The sequence below is a fragment of the Pseudomonas sp. MF08831 genome (assembly GCF_059862645.1).
Window position 1 is genome coordinate 324685 of record NZ_JCBCUX010000001.1, and the last position, 26575, is coordinate 351259.

Genomic DNA, 26575 nt, shown 5'->3' on the forward strand with positions numbered 1-26575 from the left:
TGCTTGATGAACACAATCACTTCGTCCGGCGGCGCCCGAAAGGCTCCAGAGCCGGTGGTACACTCGACTTTCGCGCAACTGCGCCTGCAGGTCTTGCGAACATGACGCAAATTTCCGAACGCCTACTGGTTCAAGCTCACCTCGACGCCAAGCAGCCCAAGGCGCTCAGCGCCGAAGAAGAGGCAAGCCTGCGTACCGCCATCGCCGCCGAGCTCAAGGCTCAGGACGCGGTGCTGGTCGCCCACTTCTACTGCGACCCGGTGATTCAGGCCCTGGCCGAAGAAACCGGCGGCTGTGTCTCCGACTCCCTGGAAATGGCCCGCTTCGGCGCAGCCCACCCGGCCAAGACCGTACTGGTCGCCGGTGTGCGTTTCATGGGCGAGACCGCCAAAATCCTTACGCCCGAAAAACGCATCCTCATGCCCACCCTGGAAGCCACCTGCTCCCTGGATCTTGGCTGCCCGGTGGAGGAATTTTCGGCGTTCTGCGATCAGCATCCCGAGCGCACGGTGGTGGTGTATGCCAACACCTCGGCGGCGGTGAAGGCGCGGGCCGATTGGGTCGTTACCTCAAGCTGCGCACTGGAAATCGTCGAAAGCCTGATGGACAACGGCGAGACGATTATATGGGGGCCGGACAAGCACCTGGGCACCTACATTCAGCGCCAGACCGGCGCAGACATGTTGCTGTGGGACGGCGCGTGCATCGTCCACGAAGAGTTCAAGTCCAAGCAGCTCGAGGACATGAAGGCGCTGTACCCGGATGCCGCGATTCTGGTGCACCCGGAGTCGCCGACGTCGGTGATTGAATTGGCCGATGCCGTGGGTTCCACCAGCCAATTGATTGCAGCGGCCCAGCGCCTGCCGAACAAGACGTTTATCGTCGCGACCGACCGCGGCATTTTCTACAAGATGCAGCAGCTGTGCCCGGACAAAGTCTTCATCGAGGCACCGACTGCCGGCAACGGCGCGGCCTGCCGCAGTTGCGCGCATTGCCCGTGGATGGCGATGAATACACTGGAACGCACGCTGCAGTGCCTGCGCGAGGGCAGCAACGAGATCTTCGTCGAGCCGTCGGTGATTCCGCACGCGGTGCGGCCGCTCAAGCGCATGCTGGACTTCACCCAGGCGGCGCGCCTCAAGCTTGCCGGCAACGCTTAATTTAATTGTAAACACGGTCAAAATGTGGGAGCTGGCTTGCCTGCGATAGCATCACCCTGGTCTGCCTGATAGACCGAGGTGCCTGCATCGCAGGCAAGCCAGCTCCCACAGTTGTTTTGTGTAGTTTGGAATTACTTTTTCTGCTTCGGAATCCGCACCAGCTGCGTATCCGAATAGATGTCATGCCAGCTGCGTTTTTGCTTATCAAACAGCGACCAGATAAAACCCAGCCCAACGCACAACCACGACGCAATCGACACCACAAACCGCAACAGCGCTTGCCACAGGCTGATCCGCGAGCCGTCGGCGTTCTGCACGCGCACGCCCCACACCTGCATGCCCAGGGTCTGGCCGGAATAGGTCCAGAACTTGGCGAAAAAACCAAATAACACAAAAAACAGAATCGTCGACAGCAACGGGTCTCCGTCCAGTGCGCCGGACTCGGTGAGTGCGCGCATCTTCGCCTCGCCGATAAAGGCCATCCACACCAGCTTGTAGATAAACGCCGTGACGATCAGCAAGGCAGTGCACAGGAGAAAGTCATAAAACATCGCTGCCAGACGACGGCCCAGGCCAACGGCGGGAAACTCGCCTTGGGGGCTCAGCAGGGGTTTGGACATGGCAGTCTCTCTAGAGGAAAAAGCCATTTTACGAGCAAACGCTTATAAAAAAGCCCCTGATGTCACCATCAGGGGCTTTTTGTCGCAGCAAGGATCAGCCTTCTGCTTGTACTTCGTCAGCCTGCATGCCTTTCTGGCCTTGCACGGCGACGAACGTCACTTTCTGGCCTTCTTTGAGGCTCTTGAAGCCGTTGCCCTGAATAGCGCGGAAGTGCACGAACAGATCCGGACCGCTTTCTGGAGTGATAAAACCAAACCCTTTCTCGTCGTTAAACCACTTGACGGTACCGCTCTGACGATCAGCCATTTTCTTATTTCCTTGACGCAAAAAAATTAATGACAGCCCCTTTCACATGAAAGAGTACTGGGCTGAGTTGCAGGAAAGTAAGAGACGTCGAACGGGTTGTAGCAAACTTTGGCTACTGCCCAGGTCCAGGTTCAAAGCGACCCATGCAAACACAGTGGGCAAACTCTACGCCAACTAACAGAGAAAAAACAAGCCCCGCCAAAAGCCCAGCGTTTGCTTGGCTTCGTGACTGTTTGATGGGTAATGTGGATCCCACTTATTCGATAGAGTTGATCACTTGTTATAGGTTGTCCGCTATTACATTGACTATCGTCAATGCACTGTTTTATGGCGGTTGCGTTACACTTTAGTGCACGTTAACGCAACCGCGTTACTTATAGGAACAGTCAATCAGCCACGGAAGTAACGTTGTGGCACGAATGGCATTTTACTTACACGTAATGGCACCTTTTTCCCACGTACCAACGCAGACACCTCGGTGTCCAGTGCAATGAATGCGCTGTCCAGGTAACCCATGGCCAGCGGGCCGCCCAAGGTCGGGCCAAAGCCGCCGCTGCACACGCTGCCGATCACGGTGCCCTGCGCATCGACGATCTCTGCACCTTCACGCACCGGGGTACGTTCCTGTGGCAGCAGGCCGACCCGCTTGCGGCTCACACCGGCTTGTTGCTGGGTGAAAATGCGGTCGGCGCCAGGGAAGCCACCGGCACGCGCGCCATCGGCACGGCGAGCCTTGGAGATGGCCCACAACAGGTTGGCCTCAATCGGCGTGGTGTCGGTGTTCATGTCGTGGCCGTAGAGGCACAGACCGGCTTCCAGGCGCAGCGAGTCACGGGCGCCCAGGCCGATGGCCTGCACTTCGGTCTCGGCCAGCAGGCTGCGCGCCAGGCTCTCGGCGTTGGCGGCGGGCACGGAGATTTCAAACCCGTCTTCGCCGGTGTAACCGGAACGGCTGACATAGCAGTCCACACCCAGCAGGCGCAGGGTGGCGAACTGCATGAAAGTCATCTTGGTCACTTCCGGCGCCAGGCGCGCCAGTACCTTCACCGCCGCCGGGCCTTGCAGGGCCAGCAGGGCGCGCTCTTCAAACAATGGCTCGATCGTGCACTGCTCGCCAATGTGTTGGCGCAGGTGCGCCAGGTCCTGGTCCTTGCAAGCAGCGTTGACCACCAGGAACAGTTCGTCGTTACCCAGGTTGGCCACCATCAGGTCGTCAAGAATGCCGCCCTGATCGTTGGTGAACATCGCGTAGCGCTGCATGCCCACCGGCAGGTCGATGATGTCGACAGGCACTAGGGTTTCCAGGGCCTTGGCGGCATTCGCGCCGGTCAGGCGGATCTGGCCCATGTGCGACACGTCAAACAACCCGGCCTGTTCACGGGTGTGCAGGTGTTCCTTCATCACGCCCAGTGGGTATTGCACCGGCATGTCGTAGCCGGCGAAGGGCACCATGCGCGCGCCCAGCTCAAGGTGCAGCGCATGCAGTGGAGTTTTCAACAGGGTTTGGGTGGACATATTCAGCTCCTGAAAAACGTGCGGACGCGCTGTTAGGCGTCAGCACTCGATAATGTTGACCGCCAAACCGCCACGGGCGGTTTCCTTGTATTTGCTTTTCATGTCGGCGCCGGTCTGGCGCATGGTGCGGATGACTTTATCCAGCGAGACGAAATGCTGCCCGTCACCGCGCAAGGCCATACGCACCGCATTGATCGCCTTGACCGAGCCCATCGCATTGCGCTCGATGCACGGCACCTGCACCAACCCGCCAATCGGGTCGCAGGTCAGGCCGAGGTTGTGTTCCATGCCGATCTCGGCGGCGTTCTCCACTTGAGACACGCTGCCGCCCAGCACTTCACACAGTGCGCCGGCTGCCATCGAACAGGCAACGCCGACCTCGCCCTGGCAGCCGACTTCGGCGCCCGAGATCGAGGCGTTTTCCTTGTACAAAATCCCGATGGCGGCGGCGGTGAGCAGAAAGCGCACCACGCCGTCTTCATTGGCGCCGGGGATAAAGCGCATGTAGTAATGCAAAACCGCCGGCACAATCCCGGCCGCGCCGTTGGTGGGCGCCGTGACCACGCGGCCGCCGTTGGCGTTTTCTTCGTTGACCGCCAGCGCGTACAGGTTGACCCAGTCGAGCACCGACAACGGGTCGCGCAGCGCCGACTCGGGGTTCTTGCACAGCTGTCGATGCAACGCGGCAGCGCGGCGCTTGACCTTCAAACCGCCGGGCAAGATGCCTTCATTGCGACAACCCGCATCCACACAGTCCTGCATGACCTGCCAGATGTTCAGCAAGCCAGCGCGGGTTTCCGCTTCCGGGCGCCAGGCACTTTCATTGGTCAGCATCACCTGGCTGATCGACAGCCCATAGGTGGCGCAATGCCCAAGCAAGTCCTTGGCGTGTTTGAAGGGGAAGGTCAGCGGCGTGGTGTCTTCGACAATCCGGTCGGCGCCGGCCGCGTCTTCGTCCACCACAAACCCGCCACCGACCGAGTAATACTCGCGGCTGCGGATCTGGATGCCGGCGGCGTCGAAGGCCCGAAAAATCATGCCATTGGGATGGTAGGCGAGGGGTTTGCGAATCATCGCCAAATGTTCTTTCTCGTTGAACGCAATGCTGTGTTCACCGAGCAGGTTCAAGCGGCCGTCGCTGCGCATCTGCGCCAGGCGTGCAGCCACGGTTTCAGTGTTCACGGTGTCCGGGTGTTCGCCTTCCAGGCCCAGCAACACGGCCTTGTCGCTGCCATGGCCTTTGCCGGTGGCGCCCAGCGAGCCATAGAGTTCCACCTTGATGCCGGTGGTGGCGCTCAACAGGTTGTCGCGCTTGAGACCCTCGACGAAGCGAGCGGCGGCGCGCATCGGGCCAACGGTGTGGGAACTGGAGGGGCCGATGCCAATCTTGAACAGGTCGAACACGCTAAGGGACATGGTTGTTCTCCGGTTTCTTATTATTTTTGAAGACTGGCTCGGTTCAAATGTGGGAGCGGGCTTGCTCGCGAATGCGTTGGTTCAGTCACCAGATGTATCAACTGGTACACCGCATTCGCGAGCAAGCCCGCTCCCACATTTTTGACCGTGTTCCTCCAGTCAGATCAGGCGTAGCTTTCGATCGACGGGCACGCACACACCAGATTGCGGTCGCCAAACACGTTGTCGACCCGGCCAACCGGCGGCCAGTACTTGCCCTCAATCAACGACGCAACCGGGTACACCGCTTGTTCACGGCTGTACGGGTGGCTCCATTCGCCGACGATTTCAGCGGCAGTGTGCGGCGCGTTTTTCAGCGGGTTGTCGTCCTTGTCCAGCGTGCCGTTTTCCACCGCGCGGATTTCTTCGCGGATGGCAATCATCGCGTCACAGAAGCGGTCCAGTTCTTCCTTGGATTCACTTTCGGTCGGCTCGATCATCAACGTGCCGGCCACCGGGAACGACATGGTCGGCGCATGGAAACCAAAATCGATCAGGCGCTTGGCCACGTCATCCACGCTGATGCCGCTGCTGTCTTTCAACGGGCGCAGGTCCAGGATGCACTCGTGCGCCACCAGGCCATTGCTGCCGGTGTAGAGCACCGGGTAGTGCTCTTCGAGACGACGGGAAATGTAGTTGGCATTCAGGATCGCCAGTTGGGACGCGCGCTTGAGGCCCGCGCCGCCCATCATGCTGATGTACATCCAGGTGATCGGCAGGATGCTCGCGCTACCAAATGGCGCCGCGCACACCGCGCCTTCCTTGCGTTCCATGGCCGCGTGGCCTGGCAGGAACGGGGTCAGGTGCGATTTGACGCCAATCGGGCCAACACCCGGGCCGCCACCGCCGTGCGGGATGCAGAAGGTTTTATGCAGGTTCAGGTGGGACACGTCGCCGCCGAACTTGCCCGGTGCGCACAGGCCGACCATGGCGTTCATGTTGGCGCCGTCGATGTACACCTGGCCGCCGTTGTCGTGAATGATCGCGCAGATTTCGCGGATGCCTTCTTCGAACACGCCGTGGGTGGACGGGTAGGTGATCATCAGCGCGGCGAGGTGCTCGCGGTGCTCGATGGCCTTGGCGCGCAGGTCTTCGATGTCGACGTTACCGCGTGCATCGCAGGCGGTCACGACCACGCGCATACCGGCCATGTTGGCGGTCGCGGGGTTGGTGCCGTGGGCCGACGACGGGATCAGGCAGATGTCGCGGCGCGCTTCGCCACGGCTCTGGTGATAGGCACGAATCGCCAGCAGGCCGGCGTACTCGCCCTGGGAACCGGCGTTCGGCTGCAGCGAGATGGCGTCGTAACCGGTGGCCGCGCACAGCATGGCTTCCAGCTCGGACGTCAGTTGCAGGTAGCCAGCGCTTTGCTCGGCCGGGGCGAATGGGTGCAGCGCACCGAACTCGGCCCAGGTCACCGGGATCATTTCGCTGGCGGCGTTGAGCTTCATGGTGCACGAGCCCAGCGGGATCATGGTGCGGTCCAGCGCCAGGTCCTTGTCGGCCAGCTTGCGCAGGTAGCGCATCAGCTCGGTTTCGGAGTGATAACGGTTGAACACCGGGTGGCTGAGGATCGGCGACTGGCGCAGCAGCGCGGCCGGCAGGGTGCTTTGAACGTTGGCGTCGAATTCCGGCAGGGCTTTGCCGTCCGCGAAGATCGACCACAAGGCTTCGATATCCGCCTGGGTGGTGGTTTCGTCAACCGACAGGCCCAGGCGCTCAGCATCCACCACACGCAGGTTGATGCGCTGGGCGCGCGCCTTGTCGTGCAGGGCCGCGGTGTTGGCGCCGGTGTTGAGGGTCAGGGTGTCGAAGAAGTGTGTTTGCTCAACCTTCAGGCCCAGCGCGCTCAGGCCTTTGGCGAGAATCGCGGTCAGGTGATGAATGCGGTTGGCGATCTGGGTCAGGCCTTTGGGGCCGTGGTACACGGCGTACATGCTGGCGATGTTGGCGAGCAGTACTTGCGCGGTACAGATGTTACTGGTGGCCTTCTCGCGGCGGATATGTTGCTCGCGGGTCTGCATGGCCAGGCGCAGGGCCGGCTTGCCGAAACGGTCGACGGACACGCCGACCAGACGGCCCGGCATATCGCGCTTGAACGCATCCTTGGTGGAGAAATACGCCGCGTGCGGGCCACCAAAGCCCAGCGGTACGCCGAAGCGTTGCGCGCTGCCGATGGCCACGTCGGCACCGAACTCACCCGGCGGGGTCAGCAGGGTCAGGGCCAGCAGGTCGGCGGCGACCGCGACCAAGGCATTGGCAGCGTGGAAGCGCTCGGTCAGTTCACGGTAATCAAACACGTCACCGTTGCTGGCCGGGTATTGCAGCAGGGCGCCGAAGAATGCGCTGACGTCGGTCAGTTCACGCTCGTCGCCCACGACCACGTCGATGCCCAGCGGCTCGGCACGGGTGCGCAGCACGTCGAGGGTTTGCGGGTGGCTGTGGATCGAGGCGAAGAAGGCGTTGCTGCCCTTGTTCTTGCTCAGGCGCTTGCAGAAGGTCATGGCTTCGGCGGCGGCGGTGGCTTCGTCGAGCAAGGACGCGTTGGCGATCGGCAGGCCGGTGAGGTCGCTGATCAGGGTCTGGAAGTTCAGCAGCGCTTCCAGGCGGCCTTGGGAAATCTCGGGTTGGTACGGGGTGTAGGCGGTGTACCAGGCCGGGTTTTCCAGCAGGTTGCGCAGGATCGGCGACGGCGTGTGGCAGTTGTAGTAGCCCTGGCCGATGTAGGTCTTGAACAGTTGGTTCTGGCTGGCGATGGCCTTGATCTTGGCCAGGGCCTGAGCTTCGCTCAAGCCGTCTTCCAGGCCGAGCACGCTGGTGCCCTTGATGCTTTCCGGGATCACGCTGGCGCTCAGGGCTTGGAGCGAGTCAAAGCCCAGCTTTGCGAGCATTTGCTGCTCGTCTTCCTGGCGTGGGCCGATATGACGGGCGATGAATTCGTTGGCGGTGCTGAGATTGATCGTCATGGCGCGCTCCTCAGGCTTGGGCGTTGGCTTTGATCAGGCGGTCGTACGCATCCTGATCCAACAGCTTAGCCACTGCGTCGGCATCGGCGGGTTTAAAGCGGAAGAACCAGCCTTCGCCCATCGGGTCTTCGTTGACCAGTTCCGGGCTGTCGCTGAGTTTGTCGTTTACGTCGAGGACTTCGCCGTCCAGCGGCATGTACACGCCGCTCGCTGCCTTGACCGACTCAACGGTGGAGGCTTCTGCGCCCTTGGCGTAGGCCTGCAACTCCGGCAGTTGCACGAAAACCACATCACCCAGCGCGTTTTGCGCGAAAGCGGTGATGCCCACGGTGACGCTGCCATCGGCTTCGGCGCGCAGCCATTCGTGATCTTCAGTGAAACGCAACTCGCTCATGGAAACTCCTCGGGGCCAGATTCGTCTGGTGGACGGGATTGGAATAATGAGGAGTTACTTAGCAATATCGCGGCCAATGTTATTAATTCATTATAAATCAACGGCTTAATAAAATCGGTGAAGAGTTGGAAAGATTGGCCTGTAGCGATTTCGCTACAGCTGGGCCGCTGAAAAAAAGCCTATGTGGATCAAAGCCTTGCATGGCGCGCAAAAAACAGGGTTGTAGCGATATCGTTACGCTGTAGCGCTTTCAGTACACTGGATGTCGTTCTCAGACCCAATTGGGTGAGTCATGCAATCCCTGTGGGAGCTGGCTTGCCTGCGATAGCGGTCTATCAGTCACTTAGGCGTTGGCTGACCCACCGCTATCGCAGGCAAGCCAGCTCCCACATTTGAACCGTGTTTACTCAGTCAGGGCTTGTTTGGGATGCCGTACTTGCGCAGGCGGTGGGCAATCGCGGTGTGCGAAGTCTGCAGGCGGCTCGCCAGTTGGCGGGTCGAGGGGTAACTGGCGTAGAGCTTTTCCAGCAGGCTGCGCTCGAAGTCTTCCACTGCTTGTTCGAGGCTGTCGACTTCACCGTCGCTTTGGCGCGCCACCGACGTGCCGGCGATGTCCAGGTCGCCGATGTCCACCAAACTGCTTTCGCAAATCGCGGCGGCGCGGAAGATCACGTTTTGCAGCTGCCGAACGTTGCCCGGCCAGCGGTTTCCCAACAGCGCCGGATAGGTGCCCGGCGCCAGGCGGCACACCGGGCGCTGGATCTGCGCGCAGGCCTGCTGCATGAAGTAGCGGGCGAGCAGCAAGATGTCCTGGCCGCGCTCGCGCAACGGCGGCACTTCGACGTTGAGCACATTGAGGCGGTAGAACAGGTCTTCACGAAAGGTGCCTTCGCTGACCATCTTTTCCAGCTCGCGGTGGGTGGCGCTGAGGATGCGCACATTGACCTTTACTTCGCGGTCGCCGCCGACGCGCCGGAAGCTGCCGTCGTTGAGAAAACGCAGCAGCTTGGCCTGCAGGTACGGTGACATCTCGCCGATTTCATCCAGAAAAACCGTGCCTTGGTTGGCCAGCTCCATCAGCCCCGGCTTGCCGCCGCGCTGCGCGCCGGTAAAGGCGCCGGGGGCGTAGCCGAACAGTTCACTCTCGGCGAGGTTTTCCGGCAGCGCCGCGCAGTTCAAGGCCAGAAACGGCGCACTGTGGCGCGCGCTGATGGCGTGACAGGCCCGCGCGACCAGCTCTTTACCGGTGCCGGTTTCGCCTTGGATCAACAGCGGCGCATCGAGTGCGGCGACGCGCTGCGCACGCGCCTTGAGGGTGCGGATCACTGGTGACTCGCCCAACAACGCATCAAAGCCTTCGGCATGGTCATGGTGCAGCGCCGACAGTTGCTCGCCGATGCGGTTGGGCTGGTACAGCGTCAGCAGGGCGCCGGCGTCGGTGATCGGCGTGGCGTCCAGCAAAAAAGTCTGGCCGTTGACGCTGATTTCGCGCAGCGGCAGGCGAAAGCCGTGTTCCAGCAAGGTCTCCAGCAGCGCCGCGTCGTTGAACAGCTCGCTGATGCTTTCCCCCGCCGGCTCGCGGCCGTACAGGGCGATCAGCGCCGGGTTGGCCAGCAGGATCTTGCCGGCACTGTCCAGCGCCAGCACCGGGTCGGTCATGGCGGCCAGCAGGGCGTCGAGTTGCAGGTGGCGGCGTTGGCCGGGAAGGATGTCCACCACCGTGACCGCCTGTACACCGTGCACGCTGAACAGCGCGTCGCGCAGTTCTTCGAGTACCTCGGCGCTTAGCGTCGGCGCATCGATGTAGACGTTGGGCGGCACCATCTCCACCGCATCCAGGTTGAGATTGCGCCCACCGAGCAGGGCCAGGACTTCCTGGGTAATGCCGACGCGGTCGATGAAGCTGACGTGGATACGCATGGGGCGGTTAACGATTCTGGGGAGCGTGAGGCGGCAAGTATGCCTTGGCGCTGAGGGAGATCAAAATGTGGGAGCGGGCTTGCTCGCGAATGCGGTGTGCCAGTCGCTTGATTCATTGACTGAAAGACCGCATTCGCGAGCAAGCCCGCTCCCACATGGAGGGTGTTGTGTCAGTGCGAACGTGTTATCCCAAGTGCTCGGGCTTGACCGGATCCCCGGGCTTCACATCCAGCTGATGCCGTACGTCCTCAAACATCAAGTCGTACTGCTTGTGCATCTGGCCGTTAAGCGTCGCGATCTTGGGCATGCCATATTTCTGCGCGATGTTCATCGCATGGCGCGCAAAATCAAAGGCCTGGTCCTTGGGCAAAAAGAATTCCTCCTTGAGGTCCTTGCCCTGCACCGAACCGTGCAGCTTGAAGAGCATTCCCTTGCCTTCCTTTGGGTCCTGGCTGACCTCGTAGTCGATGCACAGGTTGTAGCTGTAGTCATCCTTGTTGAGCGCGTGACGTTCGACGTGCAAGTGACCGGGTTCAAAGGTGGCCATAGGCGTATCTCCTTTACTTCACAGATAGGTGATGCCAGGTTTTGCCGTGCTGATGCGTGTACCGGCACTGCCCTGGACGATGGCTTCGATGTCCGAGAGTGAACCGATGACGGCGGTTTTTCCAGTCTGGCGGGCGAACTCGCAGGCGGCTTGTACCTTGGGGCCCATGGAGCCGGCGGCGAAGCCGAGTTTTTCCATGTCGTCGGGGTGGGCCTGGCCGATGGCTTTCTGGGTCGGCTTGCCGAAGTCGATAAACGCCGCATTAACGTCGGTGGCGATCACCAGCAAATCGGCGTCCAGTTGCGCGGCAAGCAGGGATGAGCACAGGTCTTTGTCGATCACCGCTTCAATGCCGCGCAGCTTGCCGTCCTCGCCGTACATGGTCGGGATGCCGCCGCCACCGGCGCAGATCACGATGGCGCTTTTTTCCAGCAGCCACTTGATCGGGCGGATTTCAAAGATGCGTTTGGGGCGTGGGCTGGCAACCACACGACGATACTTATCGCCGTCCGGGGCGATGGCCCAGCCTTTTTCGGCGGCGAGTTTCTCGGCTTCGGCTTTGGCGTATACCGGGCCGATGGGTTTGGTCGGGTTTTTGAAGGCCGGGTCGTTGGCGTCCACTTCCACCTGGGTCAGCAAGGTTGCGAACGGCACTTCGAAGTCCAGCAGGTTGCCCAATTCCTGTTCGATGATGTAGCCGATCATGCCTTCGGTTTCGGCGCCCAGCACGTCCAGCGGGTAGGGCGACACGCTGGTATAGGCCGCCGCCTGCAACGACAGCAGGCCGACTTGCGGGCCATTGCCGTGGGCGATCACCAACTCGTTGCCGGGGTGGATCTTGGCGATCTGTTCGGTGGCGATTCGGATGTTGGCGCGTTGGTTATCCGCGGTCATGGGTTCACCACGGCGGAGCAGGGCGTTACCGCCCAGTGCAACGACGATACGCATAAAGAATGTCCTTCTGAAAGTTCTAGGTTGCGAACACAGGACCCAATGTGGGAGAGGGCTTATGTGGGAGCCGGGCTTGCCCGCGATGGCATCACCTCGGTACATCTGAAATAACGAGGCGTCTGCATCGCAGGCAAGCCAGCTCCCACAGAAGCACTCCCACATTGACTGCGTTCCAACAGTGGGAGCGGTGTTGGGTTAGATATCCGCCAGCGCCGACACCAGAATCGCCTTGATGGTGTGCATGCGGTTTTCCGCTTGCTCAAAGGCGATGTTGGCCGGCGACTCGAACACCTCTTCGGTCACTTCCACACCATTGGCCAGGTTCGGGTAACGCGCGGCTATGTCCTTGCCCACCTTGGTTTCGCTGTTATGAAACGCCGGCAGGCAGTGCATGAACTTCACGCGTGGGTTGCCCGAGGCCTTCATCATTTTGGCGTTGACCTGGTACGGCAGCAGTTGCTCGATACGCTCGTCCCACGCTTCCACTGGCTCGCCCATCGACACCCAGATATCGGTGTGGATGAAGTCCACGCCTTTGACCGCTTCTTTCGGGTCTTCAGTGATGGTGATGCGCGCGCCGCTCTCTTCGGCAAACGCCTGGCACTGCTTGATGAAATCCTCGTGTGGCCACAGGGCTTTCGGCGCGCCGATGCGCACGTCCATGCCCAGCTTGGCGCCGATCATCAGCAGCGAATTGCCCATGTTGTAACGCGCATCGCCGAGGTAGGCGTAGCTGATGTCATGCAGCGGCTTGTCGCTGTGTTCGCGCATGGTCAGGGTGTCGGCGATCATTTGGGTGGGGTGGAATTCGGCGGTCAGGCCGTTGAACACCGGCACACCGGCGAACTTGGCCAGCTCTTCGACGATTTCCTGTTCAAAGCCACGGTACTCGATGGCATCGAACATCCGGCCCAATACGCGGGCGGTGTCTTTCATGCTTTCTTTGTGGCCGATCTGCGATGACACCGGGTCGATGTAGGTGACGTGGGCGCCCTGGTCGTGGGCCGCCACTTCGAACGCGCAACGGGTGCGGGTCGAGGTTTTTTCGAAGATCAGCGCGATGTTTTTGCCCTTCAGGTGTGGACGCTCGGTGCCGGTGTATTTGGCGCGCTTGAGGTCGCGGGACAGGTCCAGCAGGTAGTGCAGCTCGCGGGTGGTGTGGTGCATCAGCGAGAGCAGGCTGCGGTTGCGCATATTAAAAGCCATGGTGGATCTCCTTCTGTTTAGGTTATCCCCTTGGCCGGCGCCTCATGAGCGGCGGCCAAGGTTTAAAAGTTAGTAGTCGATTGGGTCGCGGATGATCGGGCAGGTCATGCAGTGGCCGCCGCCACGGCCGCGACCGAGTTCACCGGCGCTGATGGTGATGACTTCCACGCCGGCCTTGCGCAGCAGGGTGTTGGTGTAGGTGTTGCGGTCGTAGCCGATCACCACGCCAGGCTCCACGGCCACCACGTTGTTGCCGTCGTCCCACTGCTCGCGCTCGGCGGCGAAGCTGTTGCCGCCGGTCTCGACCACGCGCAGCGCTTTGAGGTTGAGTGCTGCGGCCACGGTTTCGAGGAAGTTGGTTTTCTCCCGCTGGATATCGATGCCGTGGGGCTTGCTTTCATCCGGGCGCAGGGTGAAGGGGATGATCTGGTTGACCACTTCCGGGAAGACGGTGACCAGGTCGCGGTCGCAGAAGCTGAACACGGTGTCCAGGTGCATCGCCGCGCGGGATTTGGGCAGGCCGGCAACGATCACGCGTTCCACGGCTTTGTTTTTGAACAGGTTGCGCGCCAGTTGGCCAATGGCCTGGTGAGAAGAGCGCTCGCCCATGCCGATCAACACCACGCCATTGCCAATCGGCATGACGTCGCCGCCTTCCAGCGTGGCGGCCCCATGCTCCTGGTCGGGGTCGCCGTACCAGATCTGGAAGTCTGCGTTAGTGAACTCGGGGTGGAATTTGTAGATGGCCGAGGCCAGCAGGGTTTCCTGGCGTCGCGCCGGCCAGTACATCGGGTTCAGCGTCACGCCGCCGTAGATCCAGCAGGTGGTGTCGCGGGTGAACTGGGTGTTGGGCAGCGGCGGCAGAATGAAGCTTGCGTGGCCGAGGAAGTCGCGGAACATCTCGATGGTCTTGCCACCGAAGCTGCTCGGCAGGTCCTCGGCCGACACGCCACCGATCAGGAACTCGCTGATTTTGCGCGGCTCAAGGCTGCGCAGCCAGGAACTGACTTCATCGACCAGGCCAAGGCCCACGGTGTTTGGGGTGATCTTGCGCTCCAGAATCCAGTCCAGCGCTTCGGGGATGGCAACGATGTCGGTCAGCAGGTTGTGCATTTCCAGCACATCGATATCCCGCTCGCGCATCTTGGTGACGAAGTCGAAGTGGTCGCGCTTGGCCTGGGCCACCCACAGCACGTCATCGAACAGCAGTTCATCGCAGTTGTTGGGGGTCAGCCGCTGGTGGGCCAAACCTGGGGAGCACACCATGACTTTGCGCAGTTTGCCGGCTTCGGAATGTACGCCGTACTTCACTTTTTCCGTGGTCATTACAGATCCTCCAGTAGAAAACACTTACAGAGTCAAGAAGCCGTCGTAGAGGCCATAGGCAGCCACCAGGGCGCCAATGACGACGGCGGCGAAAATCAGCTTCTCGACGTTGGTGAAAATCGGTTTGCCCAATTCATGCTTGGCTTTGGCGAACAGGATTACGCCAGGTGCATACAGCAGGGCGGACAGCAGCAGGTATTTCACGCCGCCGGCGTAGAGCAGCCAGACCGCGTAGATCAACGCGATGGCGCCGATGAACAGGTCTTTCTTGCGTTCGCGCAGGGCGTTTTCGTAGGTCTCGCCGCGCACCGCCAGTAGCAACGCATAAGCGGCCGACCACAGGTAAGGCACCAGGATCATCGAGGTGGCGAGGTAGATCAGCGACAGGTAGGTGCTGGCGGAAAACAGCGTGATCACCAGGAAAATCTGCACCATGGCGTTGGTCAGCCACAGGGCGTTGGCCGGCACGTGGTTGGCGTTCTCCTTACGCAGGAACTCCGGCATGGTGTGGTCCTTGGCGGCGGCGAACATGATCTCCGCACACAACAGCACCCACGACAGCAGCGCGCCCAGCAAGGAAATGATCAAGCCGACGCTGATCAGCACTGCGCCCCAATGACCGACCACATGCTCCAGCACGGCGGCCATCGACGGGTTCTGCAACTTGGCCAGTTCCGGCTGAGTCATGATCCCCAAAGACAGCACGTTCACCAGCATCAGGAACAGCAGCACGGTGATAAAGCCAATCACCGTGGCCTTGCCCACGTCGCTGCGTTTTTCCGCCCGCGACGAGAAGATGCTCGCGCCTTCGATGCCGATGAACACCCACACGGTGACCAGCATCATGTTGCGCACCTGGTTCATCACACTGCCCAGGTCCGGGTTTTTAACGCCCCAGATGTCAGCGGTGAAGATGTCCAGCTTGAACGCGAACAGTGCGATCAACACGAACAGCACCAGCGGCACGACCTTGGCGACGGTGGTCACCAGGTTGATGAACGCCGCTTCCTTGATCCCGCGCAGTACCAGAAAGTGCACGGCCCACAGCAACACCGACGCGCCAATCACCGCTGCCGGGGTGTTGCCTTCGCCAAAGATCGGAAAGAAGTAACCGAGGGTGCTGAACAGCAACACGAAGTAACCGACGTTGCCCAGCCAGGCGCTGATCCAGTAACCCCAGGCTGACGAGAAGCCCATGTAGTCGCCGAAACCGGCCTTGGCGTAGGCGTACACGCCGCCGTCGAGGTCGGGTTTGCGGTTGGCCAGGGTCTGGAACACGAAGGCGAGGGTCAGCATGCCGATGGCGGTAATCACCCACCCAATCAACACCGCACCCACATCGGCGCTGGCGGCCATGTTTTGCGGCAGTGAGAAGATCCCGCCACCAATCATTGAGCCCACGACCAGCGCAACCAGCGCGCCTAATCGAAGTTTTCCGGGAGATTCAGACATTGCGTGACTCCAATGCAGGAGAAGTGAGACCACAGAATAATTCCGTGCGCTAATCAAACAGCTGACTCAGATCACTTCATTGGCACATTCCATTGTGAATTAATGACTTAGGGGTAATAACCCTGGGCAATAGTGTTCCTCGCAAAGTCGCGTCCCAGAGCGGCTCTGCGTTGTGATTAATCATTTAGTGCGTTTATGTGGACTTTTGAAGCTAGCCCCTTTTGCTGAATGTGCAAACTTTTTCGGGACGGGCTGCCAAATAGCCGGAAGCTGGCAAAGTGCCTGCCTATTTAAATTCTAAATAAACCTAAACTATATAAACTGTCATGCCATTACGTTATGAGCTTGACGGTTTTATCGCTGTCTTTAATAAACGCTACACTCGCTGAACTAATTAGTTGAGTGCACGGTCGTCAGCTCAATTGTTAGTTATTCAGGAGTGTCCATGTCCCAACCGGCCCAAAAACTCAAACTCAGTGCGCTGATCGCCCTGGTGGTGGGCTCAATGATTGGCGGGGGGATCTTCTCCTTGCCGCAGAACATGGCTGCACGCGCTGAAGTGGGCGCCATATTGATCGGCTGGGCGATCACCGCCGTGGGCATGCTGACGTTGGCCTTCGTGTTTCAGACCCTGGCCAACCGCAAGCCCGAACTGGACTCCGGGGTGTATGCCTACGCCAAGGCCGGTTTTGGCGACTACATGGGGTTTTCGTCGGCCTGGGGTTACTGGATCAGCGCCTGGATGGGCAATGTCGGTTACTTCGTGTTGCTGTTCAGCACCCTCGGCTACTTTTTCCCGGTGTTCGGCCAGGGCAACACGCCGATCGCCATCGCCTGCGCCTCGCTGTTGTTGTGGGCCGTGCATTTTCTGGTGATGCGCGGGATCAAGGAGGCAGCGTTCATCAACCAGATCACCACCGTGGCGAAGATCGTGCCGCTGCTGATGTTTATCGTGATCGCCGGTGTGGCGTTCAAGGCGGATATCTTCACCCGTGACATATGGGGCCTGGGCAACCCGCAAGTCGGCAGCGTGGTTGATCAAGTGCGCAACATGATGCTGGTCACCGTGTTTGTGTTCATCGGCATCGAAGGCGCCAGCGTGTATTCGGCGCGGGCCGAGAAGCGTTCGGACGTCGGCCGGGCCACGGTGATCGGGTTTCTTGGGGTCCTGGCGCTGCTGGTGCTGGTGAATGTGTTGTCCTTGGGAATCATGAGCCAGCCGGAATTGGCGCAGCTGCAAAACCCGTCCCTGGCGGGCGTGCTGGAACATATCGTCGGCCCTTGGGGCGCGATGGCGATCAGCATTGGCCTGGCCGTGTCCTTGCTTGGCGCCTTGCTGTCCTGGGCGCTGCTGTGCGCGGAAATTCTGTATGCCACTGCCCATGACAAGACCATGCCGGCCTTCCTGAAAAAGGAAAACGCCAACCAGGTGCCGGTCAACGCGCTGTGGCTGACCAATGTGATGATCCAGATCTTTCTGGTGATCACGCTGTTTTCCCACAGCACCTACACCACACTGATCTACCTGGCGTCTTCGATGATTCTGGTGCCGTACCTGTGGTCGGCGGCCTATGCGGTGCTGTTGAGTGCGCGTGGCGAAACCTACGAAGGCGCCCGCCGCCAGCGCATGCAAGATTTGCTGGTGGGCCTGATTGCCCTGGCGTATGCCGTGTGGCTGCTTTATGCCGGCGGCTTGAAATACCTGCTGCTGTCGGCGCTGCTGTATGCGCCCGGTGTGATTCTGTTCGCCCTGGCCAAGCGCGAGCAGGGCCAGCCCTTGTTCACCCCTGTGGAAAAAGGCATTTTCAGCTGCGTTGTCGCCGGCGCGGGGTTGGCGGCATATGGCTTGTATGGCGGGGTATTGTCGTTGTGAGACTCGCGTATCAGCCACCCTATGACTGGGCGGCGATGCTGGGCTTTTTGTCCCTGCGTGCGATCACTGGGCTGGAAAGTGTCGAGGCGGGTGTGTATCGGCGCAGCATCCATGTTGACGGTTGCCACGGCTGGATCAGCGTTGAGTCGGGCGCGGGCGATTGGTTGGAATTAGGCGTCGAGGTTTCTGACGCGGCGGCGCTTGCTGAGGTCGAGCGGCGTTTGAGAGCCATGTTCGACCTGGACGCCCAGCCCGGGTTGATCAACGCGCAATTGGCCGCCGACCCGTTGATGGCGCAACTGGTGGCGGCGCGTCCGGGCCTTCGCGTGCCGGGCGCGTGGGACGGTCTGGAACTGGCGATTCGCGCAGTATTGGGCCAGCAGATCACGGTGGTGGCAGCCATTCGCCTGGCGGGCAAGCTGGTCGCGCAGTATGGCCAGCCACTGGCAACCCCACACGCGGGTATCACCCATCTGTTCCCGACGCCGCAGGTGTTGGCGCAGGCGGATCTGGCGACGTTGGGCATGCCCAAAGCGCGGGGCCGCACGATGTCCGGTGTGGCTCAGGCGTTGCTGGATGACCCGCAGTTGTTTGAGCCCAAAGCCAGTCTCAACGACGGCGTGGCCCGGCTGGTGGCCTTGCCGGGGATTGGTGACTGGACCGCGCAGTACATCGCCATGCGTCAAATGCGTGAGCCGGATGCGTTTGCGTCGGGGGATGTTGGGTTGATCAATGCATTGGCGGCATTGGAAGGCGGGCCGGTTTCGGCGCGCCAGTTATTGGTGCGGGCTGAGGCGTGGCGGCCGTTGAGGGCGTATGCGGCGCAGCATTTGTGGGCGTCGCTGCAACGGGCGGATTGATGGCGTCTGTTAGGGCCTCTTCGCGGGCAAGCCCGCTCCCACAGGTTGACCGCATTTCAAAGGATGTACTCGGTAAAGTCTCTTTGCGGGCAAGGCCGCTCCCACAGGTTGACCGCGTTCCAAAGGATGTATTCGGTAAAGCGTCTTCGCGGGCAAGCCCGCTCCCACAGGTTGACCGCATTTCAAAGGATGTACTTGGTAACGCGTCTTCGCGGGCGAGCCCGCTCCCACAGGTTGGCCGCGTTCCAAAGGATGTACTCGGTAAAGTGTCTTCGCGGGCAAGCCCGCTCCCACAGGTTGACCGCGTTCCAAAGGGTGTACTCGGTAAAGGGTCTTCGCGGGCAAGCCCGCTCCCACAGGTTGACCGCACTCCAAAGGATGTACTCGGTAAAGTGTGGGAGCGGGCTTGCCCGCGAAGGCGGTCTTCAGGTCACCACTGAGCCCGGTGCGAGCCCAATTCCCCCGCCGGCAAATCCCACTGCAGCGGCGTGCCGCTGAGGGTGACCGGTGCCAGCAACCGATGGGCCTGACCCCACGCCGTCTGCTCCACCACCAACCCCTGGTCACTCGGCTCTTCGGCCCGTAACGCCGGTTGCTGCGGCACCTGTCCGGCTTCCACCAGCAACTTCGCCGTGCGCGCCAGTGACAATCGCGCCGAGCCGCCACGCCCGGATTTCAAGCGTTCGCTTAGCGCCTGGATCGCGCTGGCTGCCATCAAATACCCGGTGGCGTGATCCAGCGCCTGCACCGGCAGCGGCACCGGTTTATCCGACTGCTTCCAGGCCATGCCCGCGTCGGCAATCCCGCTGCTCATCTGCACCAGGCTGTCGAAGCCGCGGCGATTGCGCCAGGGGCCGCTCCAGCCATAGGCATTGAGGCTCACGTCGATCAGCCCGGGGGCGAGGGTCTGCAGTTCTGCGGCGGTGTAGCCCAGTTGCTCAAGGGCGTCGGCGCGGTAACCGTGAAACAGGATGTCGGCGTCCTTGAGCAGCGCTTCAAACACCTGTCGGCCTTCGGGGCTCTTCAAGTCCAGACGTGCGCAGCGTTTACCCAAGGTCATTTCCGGCACCACGCCGGGTTCGTTCCAGTCAGGCGAGTCGATGCGCAGCACGTCGGCGCCGAGCCCGGCGAGGAAGCGACTGGCCACGGGGCCGGCCAATACGCGCGTCAGGTCCAGTACCTTGATGCCCGCCAGCGGGCGCGCGACCGAGCCAAGCCAGGGTTTGTCGGTGGTGGTGTCGAAGGTCTGGCGCTGCACCAACTTCTCGGCATTCACCGCCAACCCTTGGGGATGGGTTTGCCAGGCCTGCCACGCGCGCATCTGCGCTGCGCAGCCGTTGACATCGACAATCGCCTGCTCCAGCTCGGCGGCGTTCCACGTAGCAACTTTTGCGGCCATTTCGGTGCGGTCATTGACTTTGCCCAAGACCCGTTCGGCGGCGGCGCGGTGATGCGGGGCGTTGGTGTGCAGGCGAATCCAGCCATCGGCGCAGGCATAGTCGCCGGCCACCGGGTCCCACAGCGGCGGTGTTTCCCAACCCACGGGGCGAATCGAGGACGAAAACCAGAAGGAGGCGAGGCGCCGGTCCACGCTGACGCTGGGCAAACGCCCGGTCTGTTGGTGGATAAGGTGAGCCACGGCCTGGCCGGCTGCGCCAATGCTGGCGCTGGCCAGTTCGGTGACGGCGAAGGTCGAGGGCAGGGCGCCAGCCCCGGTGAAAGTCAGCGGGGATTGCGGTAGATCGAGTGCGGCTTGGATGGGAGTCAGCAGGTCAGTCATCAAAGGCCCTCCGTTAGAGAAGGGCCACTATAGAAGATCCTCACACCGGTGTGACAACTCCCGGTTCCAACGGCAGGTCGATGCTGGCGATGAAACCTCCGTCGGGGTGATTGGCCAGGATCAGGCTGCCGCCATGGCGTTCCGCTGCGCGCCGGGCAATCGCCAGACCCAGGCCGTGGCCTTGGGCAGCCTGGCCGGGCGCGCGGTAAAACGGTTCGCCCAATTGGCTGAGGTGTTCGGCTTCGACGCCGGGGCCGTGGTCGCGCACGCTGATCAGAATGCGCTCGCCGTGGCGCCGGGCGTGCAACTCGATCGGTTGACCCTGTGGGTTGAAGCGCTGGGCGTTGCGCAGCAGGTTATCCACGGCGCGCTCGATCATGGTCGGCCAGCCCTTGAGCGCCAGCTCGGGGTCGGCGGTCAGTTGCACCACCTGGTCGGGAGCGCCGAGTTGGGCGTCCTTTTGCAGGCTCTTGAGCAGTGGGTTGAGGTCGACTTCTTCGGCACTCGCGTTGTCGGCATCGACGCGGGCCAAGACCAGGATTTCGCTGATCAACGCTTCCAGGCGATCGCACTCGCGGGTCAGGCGTGGCCAGAGTCTTTCGCGTTCTTCAGGGCTTGCGCGTTCGGCCAACGCCAGGGCGATGCGCAAACGGGCCAGGGGCGAGCGCAGTTCGTGGGACACGTCGCGCAGCAACTGGCGCTGGCTGCCGATCAGGCTTTGCAGGCGCGCGCCCATGCGGTTGAAGTCGGTGGCCAATACGCCGAATTCATCGCGTCGGTTGGCCAGGCGCGCCAGGCTGTTTTGTTGGTAGGTGGCCTGGCCCAGGTCATGCACCGCGCCGCGCAGACGGCTGAGCGGGCGGGTAATGGACAGCGTCACCAGCAGGCTGAACAGGGTCAGCACCACCAGCGCAATCGCCAACGCACTCAGCGGCCAGAGCAGGCTGCTGCGGTGCCAGGCGTCGAGTTCCGGGTGCGGGATGCGGTAGATCAGCAGGTAGGTGTCGCCGGTTTTTTCACTGGTGTACTCGGCGGTCAGGCGGCGCCACGGCAGGTGGCCGTCCTGGCTGTCATTTTGCCGGGCCTCGAAGGCGGCGGCGCGCCGGGGGAACGTACCGCGCACCACCGGCTCGCCGCTTTCATTGAGCACCTGCACGTCGATGTGGTACTGGCGTTTGCGTTGTTGCAGCAAATCCTGAGCGGCGTCCTCGCCCTGGGCTTCGTAGAGTTGCGTCCACTCCTGCGCCAGGTTGTTGAGGCCGGGATGACGGCTGAGAATCCAGGCGTCCTGGTTGAGCATGTGCCCAAGCAGGATCGACAGCCCGGCAACCAAGGCGATGGCCAGCCAGAAACTGGCCAGGATGCGCCAGAACAATGAACGCACAGGAAACCCTCAAGCAGGAAAAGCCCAGCGGCGCGAGCCACTGGGCTGGGGTGGTAAAGCTAGAGCATTATTGCGCTTTTTGCGGCTGCTGGGCTTTCCAGGCCTGGAATTCCTTCCACTCGGCGCGGCGTTCGGCTTGTTTCTTGACGATCTCGTCGAATTTCTTCTGTTGATCGGGCTTGAGCACGGCGCGGATGTCAGCCTGGGTTTTTTGCTTGGCGGCGGCCATTTCGTTTTTCATGGCTTGCTGGTCAGCGGCTGGGAGTTTGTCCAGGTACTTGCGCACGATCTCTTTGCGGCCGTGCCATTGTTCACCCATCAGCTTGCCGATTTGCTCGCGCTGTTCGCGGCTCAGGTCGAGTTGGCTCAGCGGGCCGCCTTTGCCACGCGGACCGTGTTCACCGCCGTGGCCCGGGCCACCCATCATGTGGCCTTCAGGGCCGCCCATCGGGCCTGGGCCTTCTGGCGCGGCGGCCATGGCAACGGTCGGCAGGGCAGCGGCGAACATCAAAGCGATAAGGGTCTTGCGCATGGTGATTCTCCTGTCTCTATTCCGGTGAGTCCGGATGTGAGTAGGTTACTCAGATCAAGGTCAGCGGCGGTCAGGTGTGGGTAAAGCTTGGGTAAAGAGGGGGTTGGGGGGGGCTGACAAAACTTGGGGTGGGGTTGGGGCTGAGTGCATATCCGTTGCTGCGGTCACGGCCGCTATGGGTTCCGCTCTTACAGCGGGTCACTTTTGGCAAACGCCCGGAATGCCGGCCCAGCCAAAAGTAACCAAAAGGTCTTTGCCCCACCACTCGGCACCTCGCTTAGGCTCGGTGTGCCCTCACTCCGGCTTGAATCCGTGGGCCGCCGCGACGGGCCATCCATGGCCCAACGCGGCTAACCCGGCGTCCTGCCGGGTTACCCACGGATTCAAGCCTGCGTTCGGCCAGCGTGGTTGACGGGGCCTGTCAGATCAAGAGCAAGATCAAGAGCAGAGCACGGCGGCCTGAAAGCCGACCTGAGTGGTTGAAGCAAAAGCAGGGCAACAGCACAGCAATACATCTCTATCTGATGCACAGCGTTCTAAATGTGGGAGCGGGCTTGCTCGCGAAGGCGGTGGGTCAGTTAGCTCATGTGTAGCTGACACACCGCCTTCGCGAGCAAGCCCGCTCCCACAAGTTGACCGAGTTGAGCTGCTAGCACCGCAGTGCTTGGCTTTTCTGTGGGAGCTGGCTTGCCTGCGATGCAGGCACCTCGGTACATCAGGCAAACCCAGTTGATGCCATCGCAGGCAAGCCAGCTCCCACCTTTGATTGAGTTCAGCTTCCAAGATCAGGTCGGCTGTCAGGCCGCCTCGCGTCCGCTTTTGATCTAACCACTCAGGTCGGCTACTAGGCCGCCGTGCTGTAGATCTTGATCTTGATCTTGATCTTGATCTTGATCTTGATCTTGATCTTGATCTTGATCTTGATCTTGATCTTGATCTTGATCTTGATCTTGATCTTGATCTTAGGCGCCCCGTTAAACCACGCTGGCCGAACGCAGGCTTGAATCCGTGGGTAACCCGGCAGGACGCCGGGTTAGCCGTGTTGGGCCATGGATGGCCCGTCACGGCGGCCCACGGATTCAAGCCGGAGTGAGGGCACACCGAAGCGTGAGCGAGGTGCCGAGTGGTGGGGCAAGAGCCCTTTGGTTACTTTGGGGCTTTTCCAAAGTGACCCGCCGTAAGGGCGGAACCCAAAGCGGCCATCACCCAAATAACGGATATACCCCCACCCCAAAAAGCCCAACCCCCTGCAATCCTCAGAGGCTGTAATAATACCCGCGACTACGCAACGCCACGATCCGTGGTCGGCCATCCGGGTGTGGGCCGATCTTTTTACGCAGGTTGCTCACGTGCATATCCAAGCTGCGATCATAGAGGGTCAACTTACGCCCCAGGGCAATCTGCGCCAGTTCCTGCTTATCCAGCGGTTCACCCGGCTGGCGCAGCAAGGCCTCAAGCAGGCGACTCTCCGAAACGGTGAGGGCAAATTCCTGCTCACCGATGGTCACCACCCCACGCACCGGGCTGAAGCACAGGTCGCCCAGTTCCAGCTGAGTAGACACCGCCGCCGGATGACTGCGGCGCAATACGGCGCGCAAGCGGGCAGTCAGTTCGCGCGGGTCGCAGGGCTTGGCCAGGTAATCGTCGGCGCCCAGCTCCAGGCCGAGGATGCGATCCAGCGGCTCGCCCCGTGCCGAAAGCATCAGCACCGGCAATTCCGGATGGTCGTTGCGCAATTGCTTGAGCAGCTCCAGGCCGCTGCCGTCGGGCAGCATCACATCAAGCACCACTGCTGCAGGGGCGCTGTCGGCCAGGGCTTTGCGCGCGCTCAAGCCGTCGTGGCAGGCGCGCACCTGGAAACCTTCCTGGCTCAGCCAACTGGTCAGCAGCTCACAGAGCTCCTGGTCATCATCTATCAGTAACAGCTCGCTCATGACTCACTCAATTTAGCCATTGTCGACGGCGACGGTGCCCACCGCTGGCGAAGATACCGCACAGCAGGGCGATCAGGGCGACGGCCGCTCCGGTGACAAACCACTGTTGTTGCTCGGTCAGCCAGCGGGTCAAGGCGCCGCCTTGTGATGCTTTGAGTTGCTGGGCCAGGCGTTGGTTCTCTTGGCGCAAGCGACTCAGTTGGGCACTTTCGCGGGCAGTGTCTGCGCTTTGCAATTGCTTGCTCAGTTCTTCACGCAGCCGTTCGCTTTCTTTCAAACGTTGCTGCAACTCGGTGATCTGGCTGCCGGCACTCAGGGACAGGGGCGTGGAACTGCCGGTGTTCGAGGTTTCTTCAGCGTGGGCGGTAGCCCCGATCGTTAACACGGCCAACAGACACAACTGACGTAAGCGCATCGGAACTCCTGATTCCACACGAATATTCAGAACGTTGTCGGCAGGTCACCGAGAATAATGAGCAATTAGGAGCGCGCCGAACCGAATAGGTTCGGCCCGGCCTTATTAAAGAAAGCGGTTCAAGGCAGGACTTGCTTGAACGGCTTGATCACCACATCAGCGTAGACGCCTGCTGCTACATACGGGTCGGCCTTGGCCCAGGCTTGGGCGTCGGCCAACGAGGCAAACTCGGCGACGATCAGGCTGCCGGTGAAGCCGGCGTCGCCCGGGTCGTTGCTGTCCACGGCTGGGTGTGGGCCGGCCAGCACGATGCGGCCTTCGGCTTGCAGCTGTTTCAGGCGTTCAACGTGGGCCGGGCGCACGGACAGGCGTTTTTCCAGCGAGTTGGCGACGTCGGTAGCAATGATGGCGTAGAGCATGTCAGTCCTCGGTTTTCGGCGTGGTAGGGGCGGTGTCATGCAGGTGGCGCGACAGATAGATACCCTGGCCGATCAGGAACAATACGGTCATGCCCAGGCTGCCGAAGACCTTGAAGTCGACCCAATAGGCCTGGAAGGTAAAGGCCACGAACAGGTTGGCGGCGCCGCAGAACAGGAAAAACACGATCCAGGCCACGTTCAAGCGTGTCCACACCGGGTCCGGCAGGGTCAGTGCATGGCCCATGATGCGCTTGATCAGCAGGCGATCACCGATGAAGTGGCTGCCGATGAAGACCAGGGCGAACAGCCAGTTCACCACGGGGGCTTTCCATTTAAGGAAGGTTTCGCTGTGGAAGGCCAGGGTCAGGCCACCGAATACCAGGCAGGCAATCAGGGTCAGCCATTGGCTTTTTTCCAGCTTGCGCTGGGAGATGAAGATGGCGCCGTAGACCACGATCGAGCTGATGATCAGCACGGCGGTGGCGCTGTAGATGCCCCCGAATGTCAGCTCGTGACCGGCGATATCAATGACCCTGGGGTCGAGTTTGGTAACGATGAAAAACAGCAACAGCGGGATGAAGTCGATGAATTGTTTCACAGTAAGAGCCAGAAGCTGGATGTGGCGGCATAATAACAAACATCCTTGGTTGCGATAGCGCCAGCTGACTTGAGGTTACACACCCCCGTGAATGTTGATTTGCACTGCCACAGCACGGCCTCCGACGGCGCCCTGGCGCCCGCGGTACTGGTTGCGCGTGCGTTTGAAAAAGGCGTGCGAGTCCTGTCTTTGACCGACCACGACACCCTCGAAGGCCTCGATGAAGCCCGTACGGCCGCGCATGCGTTGGGCATGCAACTGGTCAACGGCGTGGAATTGTCCTGTACCTGGGGCGGCGCCACCATTCATGTGCTCGGTTACGGTTTTGATCAGAACGCCGCGCCGTTGGTCGAGGCCATTGCCCAATTGCACGATGGCCGCTGGCTGCGGTCCGAAGAAATAAGCCGCAAGCTCAGCCTTAAAGGCATGCCCAATGCCCTGGAGGGCGCCCGCGCCATCCAGCAGGAACTGGGCGACAGCGGCAACGCCCCAGCCCGTCCGCACTTTGCCGACTGGATGGTGCGTGAAGGTTTTGTAAAGGATCGCGCCGAGGCCTTTCGCAAATGGCTGGGCGCCGGCAAGTTGGGTGACGTCAAGCAACACTGGCCGACCCTGGAAGACACCGTCGCCACTCTGCGGGCCGCTGGGGCCTGGGTCAGCCTGGCGCATCCGTGGCATTACGATTTCACCCGCAGCAAGCGCCGCAAGCTGATTGCCGACTATATTGGAGCGGGCGGCCACGCTATCGAAGTGGTCAACGGGCACCAACCCGCCGATCAGGTGGGCAGCCTGGCGATACTTGCTCGCGAATTTGGTCTGCTGGTCAGCGCCGGCAGTGACTTTCATGGCCCAGGCGGCTGGTCCGAGATTGGCGAGTATCGCCAGGTACCGGAAGATCTGCCGCTGTTGTGGGGGCGATTCAAGCATGACCCCATTATTGCCACCGTCTGAACAGGTAGAA

23 protein-coding genes are annotated in these 26575 nt (G+C 61.1%); 4 read left to right on the forward strand and 19 right to left on the reverse strand.

All coding sequences use genetic code 11. From position 1 onward, the window contains the following. The first annotated feature begins 101 nt into the window (after nt 1–101). Nucleotides 102–1160 (forward strand): quinolinate synthase NadA, encoded by a 1059-nt coding sequence (gene nadA / locus AC19YS_RS01520; protein ID WP_106578396.1) that lies wholly within the window; start codon nt 102–104, stop codon nt 1158–1160. Between the two features lie 131 nt (nt 1161–1291). Here the strand turns inward: nadA and AC19YS_RS01525 are convergent, their stop codons facing one another. The 12 genes from AC19YS_RS01525 to arcD (AC19YS_RS01580) all read right to left on the reverse strand — a co-directional run bounded on the left by AC19YS_RS01525 (nt 1292) and on the right by arcD (AC19YS_RS01580) (nt 15819). Continuing rightward, a complete protein-coding gene (locus AC19YS_RS01525) occupies nt 1292–1780 on the reverse strand; it encodes an RDD family protein (RefSeq protein ID WP_124418356.1) in 489 nt (162 codons plus the stop codon). Between the two features lie 94 nt (nt 1781–1874). Further along, nucleotides 1875–2087, reverse strand: coding sequence for a cold-shock protein (locus AC19YS_RS01530; RefSeq protein WP_014339904.1), 213 nt, complete (start codon nt 2085–2087; stop codon nt 1875–1877). A gap of 390 nt (nt 2088–2477) precedes the next feature. Further along, nucleotides 2478–3602 (reverse strand): glycine cleavage system aminomethyltransferase GcvT, encoded by a 1125-nt coding sequence (gene gcvT, locus AC19YS_RS01535; RefSeq protein WP_500600724.1) that lies wholly within the window; start codon nt 3600–3602, stop codon nt 2478–2480. A 39-nt stretch (nt 3603–3641) separates the two neighbouring features. Next, nucleotides 3642–5018, reverse strand: a complete 1377-nt coding sequence (locus tag AC19YS_RS01540; RefSeq protein ID WP_106578399.1) for an L-serine ammonia-lyase — start codon at nt 5016–5018, stop codon at nt 3642–3644. Between the two features lie 164 nt (nt 5019–5182). After that, a complete protein-coding gene (gene gcvP / locus AC19YS_RS01545; RefSeq protein ID WP_500600726.1) occupies nt 5183–8023 on the reverse strand; it encodes an aminomethyl-transferring glycine dehydrogenase in 2841 nt (946 codons plus the stop codon). 10 nt (nt 8024–8033) lie between these two features. Next, entirely contained in the window at nt 8034–8417 is a 384-nt protein-coding gene (gcvH, locus tag AC19YS_RS01550; RefSeq protein ID WP_145165334.1) for a glycine cleavage system protein GcvH, read from the reverse strand. A 411-nt stretch (nt 8418–8828) separates the two neighbouring features. Then, nucleotides 8829–10337: a transcriptional regulator GcsR gene (gene gcsR / locus AC19YS_RS01555; RefSeq protein WP_500600727.1), complete on the reverse strand. Its 1509-nt coding sequence runs from the start codon at nt 10335–10337 to the stop codon at nt 8829–8831. A 184-nt stretch (nt 10338–10521) separates the two neighbouring features. Beyond that, on the reverse strand, nt 10522–10884 hold the full coding sequence (locus AC19YS_RS01560) for a DUF5064 family protein (protein WP_119737150.1): 363 nt from the start codon (nt 10882–10884) through the stop codon (nt 10522–10524). An 18-nt stretch (nt 10885–10902) separates the two neighbouring features. Further along, the gene (gene arcC / locus AC19YS_RS01565) at nt 10903–11832 is read right to left on the reverse strand and encodes a carbamate kinase (protein ID WP_106578404.1); all 930 of its coding nucleotides are present in this window, start codon (nt 11830–11832) and stop codon (nt 10903–10905) included. A gap of 198 nt (nt 11833–12030) precedes the next feature. Beyond that, nucleotides 12031–13041, reverse strand: a complete 1011-nt coding sequence (locus AC19YS_RS01570) for an ornithine carbamoyltransferase (RefSeq protein WP_071484378.1) — start codon at nt 13039–13041, stop codon at nt 12031–12033. Nucleotides 13042–13110: 69 nt separating this feature from the next. Beyond that, the gene (gene arcA / locus AC19YS_RS01575) at nt 13111–14367 is read right to left on the reverse strand and encodes an arginine deiminase (RefSeq protein WP_106578405.1); all 1257 of its coding nucleotides are present in this window, start codon (nt 14365–14367) and stop codon (nt 13111–13113) included. 24 nt (nt 14368–14391) lie between these two features. Continuing rightward, the gene (gene arcD / locus AC19YS_RS01580) at nt 14392–15819 is read right to left on the reverse strand and encodes an arginine-ornithine antiporter (RefSeq protein ID WP_106578406.1); all 1428 of its coding nucleotides are present in this window, start codon (nt 15817–15819) and stop codon (nt 14392–14394) included. A gap of 445 nt (nt 15820–16264) precedes the next feature. Between arcD (AC19YS_RS01580) and arcD (AC19YS_RS01585) the strand changes: the two genes are divergently transcribed. Both arcD (AC19YS_RS01585) and AC19YS_RS01590 read left to right on the forward strand, forming a co-directional pair. Beyond that, nucleotides 16265–17692, forward strand: a complete 1428-nt coding sequence (arcD, locus tag AC19YS_RS01585; protein WP_179609703.1) for an arginine-ornithine antiporter — start codon at nt 16265–16267, stop codon at nt 17690–17692. Beyond that, nucleotides 17689–18552 (forward strand): DNA-3-methyladenine glycosylase family protein, encoded by an 864-nt coding sequence (locus AC19YS_RS01590; protein ID WP_500600730.1) that lies wholly within the window; start codon nt 17689–17691, stop codon nt 18550–18552. The genes arcD (AC19YS_RS01585) and AC19YS_RS01590 overlap by 4 nt, the downstream gene beginning before the upstream one ends. A gap of 430 nt (nt 18553–18982) precedes the next feature. On the opposite strand, the gene AC19YS_RS01595 is transcribed toward AC19YS_RS01590, so the two are convergent. The 7 genes from AC19YS_RS01595 to AC19YS_RS01625 form a co-directional block, all read right to left on the reverse strand. Then, entirely contained in the window at nt 18983–20332 is a 1350-nt protein-coding gene (locus AC19YS_RS01595; protein ID WP_200623871.1) for a CoA transferase, read from the reverse strand. A 40-nt stretch (nt 20333–20372) separates the two neighbouring features. Beyond that, nucleotides 20373–21716 carry a sensor histidine kinase gene (locus AC19YS_RS01600; RefSeq protein ID WP_124418349.1) on the reverse strand — a complete coding sequence of 448 codons (1344 nt, stop codon included), beginning with the start codon at nt 21714–21716 and terminating at the stop codon, nt 20373–20375. A 67-nt stretch (nt 21717–21783) separates the two neighbouring features. Next, complete coding sequence (locus AC19YS_RS01605) at nt 21784–22248, reverse strand: LTXXQ domain protein (RefSeq protein WP_106578411.1); 465 nt, start codon at nt 22246–22248, stop codon at nt 21784–21786. Nucleotides 22249–23504: 1256 nt separating this feature from the next. Then, a complete protein-coding gene (locus AC19YS_RS01610; RefSeq protein WP_200622984.1) occupies nt 23505–24182 on the reverse strand; it encodes a response regulator transcription factor in 678 nt (225 codons plus the stop codon). A 7-nt stretch (nt 24183–24189) separates the two neighbouring features. Then, complete coding sequence (locus AC19YS_RS01615; protein ID WP_200622983.1) at nt 24190–24597, reverse strand: SH3 domain-containing protein; 408 nt, start codon at nt 24595–24597, stop codon at nt 24190–24192. Nucleotides 24598–24716: 119 nt separating this feature from the next. Then, a complete protein-coding gene (locus tag AC19YS_RS01620; protein ID WP_015885584.1) occupies nt 24717–25016 on the reverse strand; it encodes a YciI family protein in 300 nt (99 codons plus the stop codon). Between the two features lies 1 nt (nt 25017). Then, a complete protein-coding gene (locus AC19YS_RS01625; protein WP_106578415.1) occupies nt 25018–25614 on the reverse strand; it encodes a septation protein A in 597 nt (198 codons plus the stop codon). An 87-nt stretch (nt 25615–25701) separates the two neighbouring features. Here AC19YS_RS01625 and AC19YS_RS01630 point away from each other — a divergent pair, with 87 nt between their 5' ends. Continuing rightward, nucleotides 25702–26565 (forward strand): PHP domain-containing protein, encoded by an 864-nt coding sequence (locus AC19YS_RS01630; protein WP_106578416.1) that lies wholly within the window; start codon nt 25702–25704, stop codon nt 26563–26565. The last annotated feature ends 10 nt before the right edge of the window (nt 26566–26575 follow it).

Bases quoted from the DNA above. Each gene is read 5' to 3' on its own strand.
- gcsR (WP_500600727.1), bottom strand. From the start codon at position 10,337: ATGCGTATCCACGTCAGCTTCATCGACCGCGTCGGCATTACCCAGGAA.
- AC19YS_RS01540 (WP_106578399.1), bottom strand. From the start codon at position 5,018: ATGTCCCTTAGCGTGTTCGACCTGTTCAAGATTGGCATCGGCCCCTCC.
- AC19YS_RS01570 (WP_071484378.1), bottom strand. From the start codon at position 13,041: ATGGCTTTTAATATGCGCAACCGCAGCCTGCTCTCGCTGATGCACCAC.
- AC19YS_RS01560 (WP_119737150.1), bottom strand. From the start codon at position 10,884: ATGGCCACCTTTGAACCCGGTCACTTGCACGTCGAACGTCACGCGCTC.
- AC19YS_RS01615 (WP_200622983.1), bottom strand. From the start codon at position 24,597: ATGCGCTTACGTCAGTTGTGTCTGTTGGCCGTGTTAACGATCGGGGCT.
- arcD (WP_106578406.1), bottom strand. From the start codon at position 15,819: ATGTCTGAATCTCCCGGAAAACTTCGATTAGGCGCGCTGGTTGCGCTG.
- arcA (WP_106578405.1), bottom strand. From the start codon at position 14,367: ATGACCACGGAAAAAGTGAAGTACGGCGTACATTCCGAAGCCGGCAAA.
- AC19YS_RS01620 (WP_015885584.1), bottom strand. From the start codon at position 25,016: ATGCTCTACGCCATCATTGCTACCGACGTCGCCAACTCGCTGGAAAAA.
- nadA (WP_106578396.1), top strand. From the start codon at position 102: ATGACGCAAATTTCCGAACGCCTACTGGTTCAAGCTCACCTCGACGCC.
- gcvT (WP_500600724.1), bottom strand. From the start codon at position 3,602: ATGTCCACCCAAACCCTGTTGAAAACTCCACTGCATGCGCTGCACCTT.
- AC19YS_RS01605 (WP_106578411.1), bottom strand. From the start codon at position 22,248: ATGCGCAAGACCCTTATCGCTTTGATGTTCGCCGCTGCCCTGCCGACC.
- arcD (WP_179609703.1), top strand. From the start codon at position 16,265: ATGTCCCAACCGGCCCAAAAACTCAAACTCAGTGCGCTGATCGCCCTG.
- gcvH (WP_145165334.1), bottom strand. From the start codon at position 8,417: ATGAGCGAGTTGCGTTTCACTGAAGATCACGAATGGCTGCGCGCCGAA.
- AC19YS_RS01610 (WP_200622984.1), bottom strand. From the start codon at position 24,182: ATGAGCGAGCTGTTACTGATAGATGATGACCAGGAGCTCTGTGAGCTG.
- AC19YS_RS01525 (WP_124418356.1), bottom strand. From the start codon at position 1,780: ATGTCCAAACCCCTGCTGAGCCCCCAAGGCGAGTTTCCCGCCGTTGGC.
- AC19YS_RS01595 (WP_200623871.1), bottom strand. From the start codon at position 20,332: ATGACTGACCTGCTGACTCCCATCCAAGCCGCACTCGATCTACCGCAA.
- gcvP (WP_500600726.1), bottom strand. From the start codon at position 8,023: ATGACGATCAATCTCAGCACCGCCAACGAATTCATCGCCCGTCATATC.
- arcC (WP_106578404.1), bottom strand. From the start codon at position 11,832: ATGCGTATCGTCGTTGCACTGGGCGGTAACGCCCTGCTCCGCCGTGGT.
- AC19YS_RS01530 (WP_014339904.1), bottom strand. From the start codon at position 2,087: ATGGCTGATCGTCAGAGCGGTACCGTCAAGTGGTTTAACGACGAGAAA.